Origin of the sequence: Pseudomonas sp. NFACC46-3 (genome assembly GCF_900114515.1) — a bacterium.
Taxonomy (GTDB): Bacteria; Pseudomonadota; Gammaproteobacteria; order Pseudomonadales; family Pseudomonadaceae; genus Aquipseudomonas; species Aquipseudomonas fluorescens_Q.
On sequence record NZ_FOTH01000070.1, the window covers coordinates 1 to 8,370 of the forward strand.

Sequence of the window (8,370 nt, forward strand, 5' to 3'; positions counted from 1 at the left end):
ATCGGCCCAATCAATTCCGATATAAGCAGTGAATTTCTGAGACAAGAGCGTTTGCATTGCACACCTCCACAGACGCTAAAGTACATGCAGGAACATGCATGCTTGCGTCCAGCGAAGGCGATATAGAGAGCCGTGCCCGGCTTTCCCTGAGTGTTCGTTAGAGGGCGCAAGCGCACCTGCTGGGCTCGAAGGTGAAGCAGTAATCATCGAGATGCGTTGCAGCCCTATTCGTAGCTCGCAGGTGCATGTTCCTTCCTCGCAACAACCGGACTCCAGCGAGTATCAGTATGGGGGAGCAAGGAACGGACTACCTATATCGCAGCCCAGCGGGAGCAAGCTCCCTCGCCACGGGGGTTGTGGTGGCTGGGGCGTCTGCGGGCATCAGCAGCGGATAGCGCGCCTAGACCACCGATGACAGCACGAACGAAGTGACTGTGTTTTCCACGCCGGGCAACGCCGAGATCTCTTTCCACACTTTATGCACCCGTTCCGGGTTCGCCGCGCCCACCCGCAGCATCAAATCAAACTCGCCACTCATCACATCGCACTGCAGCACTTCCGGCATGGCCTGCAACGCTTGCAACACCTCGGCACCGCGCATGCGGTCGTAGCGGTAGACGAAGATCACCGCGTTGATGTTCGACGACGCGTGCGCGCCCTCCCCGGTGCGCACGGTGTAGCCCTGGATCGCGCCGTCGCGTTCGAGGCGTTCGATGCGTTGGCGCACGGCGTTGCGCGAGAGGTTGACCTTGGCTGCCAGTTCGGCGTGGGCGGCGCGGGCGTTGAGCCGCAGTTCGGCGATGATGCGTTCGTCGAGGGGATCGAGAATTCGCTTCATGGGGCCTCCGGTTACAGGGCGCCGAGCAGTTGATGGAGGGCACCGAGGTCGTCCGGCTGGAGGCGATGAATCTGCGCCGGGCCATGCTCGGAAACCGGGCGTTGTCGCGCCGCGATGTGGATCCCCAACTCGCCGAGCAACACCGCCGATTTGGCCGGGGAGATCTCGCCCAAGGTCACCATCGGCGCCACCAGGCTGCGCCGGTACAAGCGCGCCGCGAGCACGCCGGTGGCGGTGTGGGGGTCGATGACGTAGCCGGTGTCGCGATGCAGCGAGGTGATTTCCTCCAGCGTCTGTTCATCGCTGACCGCGTACGAGTCGATGATCATCCGCGCCTGCAACCAGAACTCGTTGGCGATGGTCATTTCGCCGTGGGTTTCGAAGGTGTGCATCAGTGCGCTCACGGCCTGGTCGTCGTGCCCATAGAGCTCCCAGAGAAACCGCTCCAGGTTGGAAAAAATCGACAAATCCATGGCCGGCGACAGGGTCTTGCTGGCGCGCAATCGCGAGTAATGGTTCTTCAAAAAGAACTGATGCAGCGCGTCATTCTGATTGGTCGCAACAATCATCTGCGTGATTGGCAAGCCCATCTTCTGCGCGATGTAGCCGGCATAGACTTCGGCAAAGCTCGCCGCCGGCACGCTGAAACCGATGGGCCGCTGACCGCCGCCCAGTTGCAACACGGCATGGAAATAAAACACCAACTGCGCCATGACGCTGACCCAGTTACTGGAATTGAAACTGATTGCCTCGTGCTGTCGGAACAAATGGGTGACCAAGGTCTGGCAGTCATCAAAACTGCCATCGACAGCCACTTGATGAACCCGCGGATGCGCCGTCGCTTGCAGGTCTTGAAGCTGGTCTTGCGGTACACCGGCCTCGGGATAAATCACCACCACATCGGTCTCGTCGCAGTGTTTGAAAGCCTCGATGGCGGCCAGGCCGGTGTCGCCGTTGGTGACGCCGATCACCACGGCACGGCGCCCGCGTTTGCGCAAAAAGTACTGCACCAGCCGCGCCTGCAATTGCGCGGCAAAGTCCTTCGAGGAGCGGGTCGGCCCATGGAACAATTCCAGGACCCATTCATTGCGATCCACCTGATGCAACGGCGCCAGGGAGCGATGGCTGAACTGGCTGCCGGCTTCCTTGAGCACCCGCTTGAAATCGGCCTCGGGGATCGCCTCGCCCACGAACGGACGCATCACCCGATAGGCCAGTTCGTCATAGGACAATGTCGACCAGTTGGCGATGTCCTGGGGTTCGAACTGCGGCAGTTCGACGGGGACGAACAGCCCGCCGTCCTCGGCGATGGCCGACAGCACAACCTTTTCGAAATCGACCTGCACGGCTGAATTTCGGGTACTCACATAGCGCATGGTCAACTCCGGATATTCACTTGAAACGGCTCACTTGAAACGATGCGCCTGCTCCACCAGCCAGGTGGAAAACCGCACCGCGTCCGGGTGTTGCTCGGCCCCGGAACTGCGCACCAGGTAAAACGATTCGCTGGCCTCGATGCGCTGGGCGAAGGGTTCGACCAGACGTCCGTCGCCGAGCATGTCACTGACCATCGACGACCGCGCCAGGGCGATGCCCTGCCCCAGTTCAGCCATGCGCAAGGTGCAGACCAGCGTGTCGAACTGCATGCCGGTCGAGGAATCCACCGAGTCGGCACCGACCATTTTCAGCCAGTAACCCCAACCCTCTTCGTAGCCCAGCACGTGCAGCAACGGATGCTTGGCCACGTCCGCCGGCACCTTCAGCGTCGTCATCAAGGCTGGCGAACACACCGGGAACAAGGTGTCCCAGGTCAGGCGTTGCGACACCAGGCCGGGCCATTGACCGTGGCCCCAGCGAATTTCCATGTCGTCCTCGCCGTCCAGTTCCTTGACCCAGATGTTGCTGATGTAGCGGATGTCGACGTGCGGATGCACCTGGCGAAAATCCACCAGTTTCGGCGCCAGCCAGTGCACGAAAAACGCCAGGCTGCCGCGCACCTTGATTGGCCGGCGCTTGTGCTGGCCAAAGATCTCGTTGGTGCCCACCGCCAATCGCGTGATCGCGTCCTGCACCACCGGCAGGTAGGCCTGGCCCTCTTCGGTCAGGCCCAGGCCACGGGGCAAGCGCTTGAACAGCGCCACCCCCAGGTGACTTTCCAATTGGCGGATCTGCTGGCTGACCGCGCCCTGGGTCAAAAACAGTTCGTCGGCGGCGTGGGTGAAGTTCAGGCAGCGGGCCGACACCTCGAACGCCCGCAGCCAATTCAACGGGGGCAACGTTTTTTGCTTCATGATCTGGACCTCGTTGACCCCCACGCACCGGGCACGTTTGCCCGACCCGTCAACGCGCCTTAGAACGCGTCGGACGGTTGTGCCACGAGGGCAACCGACAAGCGTCGCTCGCGGCTTTTGCGGGTAATGTAATACACGAAGTAACACCAGGCGATGAACGGCAAGCCGAAGTACAGCGCCACCCGTTGTTCAGGGTCGAAGGCGATCCCGATGCACGCCAGGCTGCAGCACACCAGCGCCCCCAGCGGCACCCACGGATAGCCGCGAACCCGGAACTTGAGATTGCGAATGTCGCCGCCGTTGGCCACATAGTGACGCCGGAAAGCGATCTGGCTCGCGGCGATGCTCATCCACACCACCACCACGGCCAGGCCGGAAATCGACACCAGCGCCAGGTAGATGGTGTCGGCGGCAAACACGCTGCTGAGCAACGAAGCGGCGCCGCCGGCCATGCTGACGATGATCGCGTTGAGCGGCGTGCCCATGCGGGTCAGGGCCGAGAACTGCTTGGGCAGGTGGCCTTGGTCGCTGAGGGTCCAGAGCATCCGCGAGGCGGCGTACAACCCGGAGTTGGCCGCCGACAACAGGGCGCTGATGATCACGAAGTTCATGATGTCGGCCGAGTACGGAATGCCGATGTAGGTGAACACTGTGACGAAGGGGCTTTCGACCAGACCGGCTTGCTCGCGGGGCAGCAGGGTCGCCAGGACAAAAATGGTCCCGACGAAAAACACCGCCAGGCGCAGCACCGTGGTGCGGATGGCCCGCGGCACATTGCGTTGCGGGTCCTTGGTTTCACCGGCGGCGATGCCAATCAGCTCAGTGCCGGAGAACGCGAAGGACACCGCCAGCAGCGTCATCGCAATCGGCATGAAACCGGTAGGAAAAAGTCCTTCGCGGGTGAAGTTGCTCAAGCCGATGCTGTGGGCCTGGTCGATGTTCAACAGGCCAAGAATCGCGCCACCGCCAATCAGCAGGAACACCACCACGGTCAACACTTTGATCAACGACAACCAGAACTCGGTCTCGGCGAACAAACGCACCGAGATCACGTTGGAGAGGAACACCACGCCGGCGAACAGCGCGCTCCAGATCCACACCGGTGTGTCGGGAAACCAGCGCGACATGAGGATGCCGGCCGCGGTGAATTCGGAACCGATGGCCACCGTCCACGTCAGCCAATACAGCCAGGCCACGGTGTAGCCGGTGCCCGGGCCTAGAAACCGTGTGGCGTAGGTGCTGAACGAGCCGGTTTCCGGCATCTGCACCGCCAGTTCCCCCAGACACATCATCACCATGTAGACCATCAGCGCGCCAATGATGTAGGCGATCACCGCGCCCATGGGGCCGGCCTGGTTGACGGTATACCCGGACGTGAGAAACAGCCCGGTACCAATGACGCCGCCTAATGCCAACATGACAATATGGCGCGTCTGCATTTCCTGTTTAAAACCGGCACGCGTATTGAGTTGTTGTTCTTTTATGGACATGGTTGTTCTCATGAAAGTTGTTAGGGCGCGCATTAACGTCCGCGACAAGTTATTGGGCAGAGTAAAAGTGCATCGCCACTAAGCTTTATTATTATTCCTATTCATGAACGCCCCATTCACAGCCTTGTGGCGGGGTACCAACTTTCAAACTTCAGCTTGCGGTCTCGATAGGGGCTTCATTGAGTTGCGGGGTGAGGGTCTTTTTGACGAAGGCGAAGGCCTGTTTCAGATCGTCCAATAGATCGTCCGTGTCTTCGATGCCGACCGAAACCCGCACCAAGCCTTCGGAGATGCCCAGGGCCAGGCGTTCTTCCAAGGTGTTCTCGACATGGCTGGTGGTACGGGCCGGACCGTAGATGGTTTCCACCGCGCCCAGGTTGCCCGCGCAATGGGCGAAGCGCAGGCGTGGCAGCAGCATTTTGACCGTGTCCATGCCACCGACCAGGACAAAACTGACGATGGCGCCGAAACCGGACATCTGCGCGCAAGCCACGGCGTGGTTCGGGTGGCTGGGCAAGCCGGGATAATTCACCGCCTCCACCAACGGTTCGGTGCAGAGAAACTCGGCCAGGGCCCGGGCGCTGTGTTGCTGCTGGCGCATGCGCAGTGCCAGGGTCTTCATGCCACGGATGATCAGGTAGGCCGAGAACGGGTCAAGGCTCGCGCCGTTGATTTCCCGATAATGCCGCACCTGGGCCATCAAGGCTTCGCTGCCACACACCAGGCCACCGAGCACGTCGCCATGGCCGCTGAGAAACTTGGTCGCGCTATGAATCACCACGTCCACCCCCAAGGCCAGTGGGCTCTGGTTCAGCGGCGTGGCGAAGGTGTTATCGGCCACGACCACCGCACCGACACGCTTGGCCGCTGCCACCAGGCGCGGGATGTCGAGGATTTTCAGGGTGGGGTTGGTGGGGGTTTCCAGGTAGAGCACCTGGCAACCCTTGGCGATTTCACGCTCCAGATCGTCGTGATCGAAGGTCTCGCACAAGGTCACCGTCACGCCGGTGCGCGGCAGGAACTCTTCGAAGATCTTGTTGGTGCCGCCGTAACTGTCCTTGGTCGACACCACACGATCGCCATGGGCCAGGAAGGTGTAGAGCACGCTGCTGATCGCCGCCATGCCGCTGCTGAAGGCCACGGCGGACTCGGCCATTTCCAGCTCGCGAATCTTGGCTTCGAGGGTCTCGACGGTCGGGTTGCTCATGCGGCTGTAGATAAAGCCGGGGGCCTTGCCCAAGGCGACGTCGTACCAGACGTCGATGTCGTCGTAACCGTACGCGGCGCTGGCCACGATGGGGGTTTGCGTGGCGTTGTAGGGGTGCCTGACCTGCTCCCCACCCCAAACCGCCCGGGTTCCTGCTCCCGCATTATCAAGCCCTGTGCTGTCAGGTTTATTGTTCATTGAGGCTACTCACACTGAGGGGGTGGACGTTGAGCCATCCACCGGATCTGAGGGCCAATATAGGGAAAAGCCGCGCGGCCGAGAAACGATGTTATCGGTGCCAAAGGGGTGGTTTTTTTAATGGCTGGGTGCGAAGCCGCGACCTACAGCTCACCGATAAATCTGTGGGAGCGAGCTTGCTCGCGATGGCGGTGGATCAGCCGCCATTGATGTGACTGACACTCCGCTATCGCGAGCAGGCTCGCTCCCACACTGGTATCCATTGACCTTAACGGCCCGAGTGCCGGCAAAATCAGAACATAGCCGAATATATTTCAAAACACATTAGAGCCCAGCAGTATCTGGGCCATCGTCACTAAGAATCTCAATAATGTGATTCAACCAGGTCGTACCAGAGTCCCAGTCCAGCCAATAACAATAGTTACAAGGCATCTCGTCCATAAGAATCCCCCGAAGCTCTTCTTCACTAATATCCGCTGCCAATAATTTCAGAATTTCTTGCTTCACCGCATCAATAGTTTCCGGCACCGAGTCTGATACAAAAAGTCTTATCATCCCATCGGGCTCTGGTGACTCACACATCCAGTCCTGGTGAAAATAACAACCCAAAAACTGAAAAAGACCTGGATATTTATTTCTCATTTTTTTCAACATACCCCGTAAGCAAGTTATATCCAACAGGTGATTCCTTGGACTTTTTTAGCACCAAAGTCACCACTGATAGAGGCTCTAGCTTCCCACTTTTCCGTATAACACCGACTCCAGCCGGAGAAGGAAAGGACTGCTGCAACAAGAGTTTCTTTTCCAATTTTTTGTTTAGGAACTCATCAATTTCCGTTTCTTTCATTCTCAATACACTGGAGACCTTTGACTCCGCCGTTGCTCTATCAGGAAATGTCGATGCGGTAGGCACATGAGGCTCTGAATCAAGGCGTTTTCTTAATTGAGCTTCAGAACGACCTATATGCTTTTTCATCAGATGCCCACCCCGAGCCTCATGCGCAGCCAACCCTCCCCCCGGCACAATCTCGCTGAACGGCCCATCAGCCTCGATATCACCCGGGCACTTGCACGCCAACCCCAACGGATCCACCCACCCCGTCGGGTTCAGGGTGTAGCGATACCCATTGAGCCCACCCGCCAACTTGCTCGGGTCAGGCGTCAGATAGCGGCCAGTGCCGGGATTGTAGTAGCGGTGGCGGTTGTAGTGCAGGCCGCTTTCCGGGTCGAAGTATTGGCCCTGGAAGCGCAGCGGTTGTTCCAGTTGTTCGCCGCCGCCGTGCTGGAGTTCGGTGAGTTGGCCGTAGCCGTTGTAGCGCGCCGACCAGACGATCTGGCCGGCGGGGTTGGTCAGTTCCTGGGGGGTGCCCAGGTGGTCGAGGTGGTAGTAGAACGGGCGGGCGTCGGGGCCTTCGCCATCGAGCATCACCAGCGGGCGGAAGGAGCCGGGTTCGTAGACGTAGCTGCGGTGGTGGCGCGGGCTGTTTTCGGCGACGACCTGGTCGCCCTGCCAGAAAAATTCCGTGGTCAGGCCGTCCACGGTCTTGCTGATGCGTCGGCCAAAGGCGTCGTAGCGGTAGGAGGTTTCACGCCCATCGGCCGTGGTGACGCCGATCAGGCGGTGCTGGCTGTCGTAGCGGTAGGCGCTGACCAGAGCCTGGCCGCGGCGTTCGCGGATCAGGTTGCCGAAGGCGTCGTAGTCATAGTGGCGGTCGCCCTCTTCCAGCAGGCGGTTGCCCTTGAGGGTGGTCGGGCCGGGGCGGTCCTGCATCATCAGGTTGCCGGCCGGATCGTGGCAGAAGTGTTCCGGCGGTTCGCTGTGGGAAAAGTCGATGCGGGTCAGGCGATCCAGCGGGTCGTACTGGTAGCTGCGGCGGTTTCGGTTGTCGGAAAGGGTTTGCAGGTTGCCCTTGGCGCTGTAGGCATAATCGCGCCAGAACAGTTGCTGCTGTTGGCTCTGCCACACGGTCTGGGCCTTGAGGCGGCCCTGTTCGTCGTAGTCGTAGTCGCTGAGCAGCCGGCCTTGCTGGCGTTGCCGTTCGCGACCGCCGACAAAGCGGTGTTCGGTCAGGCGCGAGCCGTTGAGGTCGATGGCGGTCAGTGCGCCACCTGGGGCATGGTGGTAGTCGAGCTGGCTGTCGTCCGGCAGGCGCAGGTGGTTGAGGCGTCCGCAAGCGTCGTAGCGATAACGCAGGGTGCCCCAACCCTGGTGTTCGCAGACCAGCCGGTCCTGGGCGTCGTACTCAAAGGCCAGGGGATGATCGCTGCCGTCGTTGACGTGGACCAATCGGCCCAGTTCGTCGTAGCGGTATTCGATGGCCTGGCCGTCGGGCAAGGTCTTGACTC

At 60.3% G+C, this 8,370-nt stretch carries 7 protein-coding genes; all 7 read right to left on the reverse strand.

Annotated elements, in window-relative coordinates; genetic code table 11:
* Positions 1-400: 400 nt before the first annotated feature.
* On the reverse strand, positions 401-838 hold the full coding sequence (locus tag BM300_RS29590; protein ID WP_003205952.1) for an Lrp/AsnC family transcriptional regulator: 438 nt from the start codon (positions 836-838) through the stop codon (positions 401-403).
* 11 nt (positions 839-849) lie between these two features.
* Positions 850-2,214: a threonine synthase gene (gene thrC, locus BM300_RS29595; RefSeq protein ID WP_092464695.1), complete on the reverse strand. Its 1,365-nt coding sequence runs from the start codon at positions 2,212-2,214 to the stop codon at positions 850-852.
* Positions 2,215-2,244: 30 nt separating this feature from the next.
* The gene (locus BM300_RS29600) at positions 2,245-3,129 is read right to left on the reverse strand and encodes a LysR substrate-binding domain-containing protein (protein ID WP_092150574.1); all 885 of its coding nucleotides are present in this window, start codon (positions 3,127-3,129) and stop codon (positions 2,245-2,247) included.
* A 59-nt stretch (positions 3,130-3,188) separates the two neighbouring features.
* Positions 3,189-4,619: an amino acid permease gene (locus tag BM300_RS29605; protein WP_092225050.1), complete on the reverse strand. Its 1,431-nt coding sequence runs from the start codon at positions 4,617-4,619 to the stop codon at positions 3,189-3,191.
* A gap of 151 nt (positions 4,620-4,770) precedes the next feature.
* The gene (locus BM300_RS29610) at positions 4,771-6,024 is read right to left on the reverse strand and encodes a cystathionine gamma-synthase family protein (protein ID WP_092464697.1); all 1,254 of its coding nucleotides are present in this window, start codon (positions 6,022-6,024) and stop codon (positions 4,771-4,773) included.
* A gap of 324 nt (positions 6,025-6,348) precedes the next feature.
* The gene (locus BM300_RS29615; protein ID WP_139232402.1) at positions 6,349-6,666 is read right to left on the reverse strand and encodes a contact-dependent growth inhibition system immunity protein; all 318 of its coding nucleotides are present in this window, start codon (positions 6,664-6,666) and stop codon (positions 6,349-6,351) included.
* The coding region (locus BM300_RS29620) for an RHS repeat-associated core domain-containing protein (RefSeq protein ID WP_139232403.1) at positions 6,656-8,370 on the reverse strand (1,715 nt) is incomplete at its 5' end. The genes BM300_RS29615 and BM300_RS29620, both read right to left, overlap by 11 nt.

Bases quoted from the DNA above. Each gene is read 5' to 3' on its own strand.
- BM300_RS29590 (WP_003205952.1), bottom strand. From the start codon at position 838: ATGAAGCGAATTCTCGATCCCCTCGACGAACGCATCATCGCCGAACTG.
- thrC (WP_092464695.1), bottom strand. From the start codon at position 2,214: ATGCGCTATGTGAGTACCCGAAATTCAGCCGTGCAGGTCGATTTCGAA.
- BM300_RS29600 (WP_092150574.1), bottom strand. From the start codon at position 3,129: ATGAAGCAAAAAACGTTGCCCCCGTTGAATTGGCTGCGGGCGTTCGAG.
- BM300_RS29605 (WP_092225050.1), bottom strand. From the start codon at position 4,619: ATGTCCATAAAAGAACAACAACTCAATACGCGTGCCGGTTTTAAACAG.
- BM300_RS29610 (WP_092464697.1), bottom strand. From the start codon at position 6,024: ATGAACAATAAACCTGACAGCACAGGGCTTGATAATGCGGGAGCAGGA.
- BM300_RS29615 (WP_139232402.1), bottom strand. From the start codon at position 6,666: ATGAGAAATAAATATCCAGGTCTTTTTCAGTTTTTGGGTTGTTATTTT.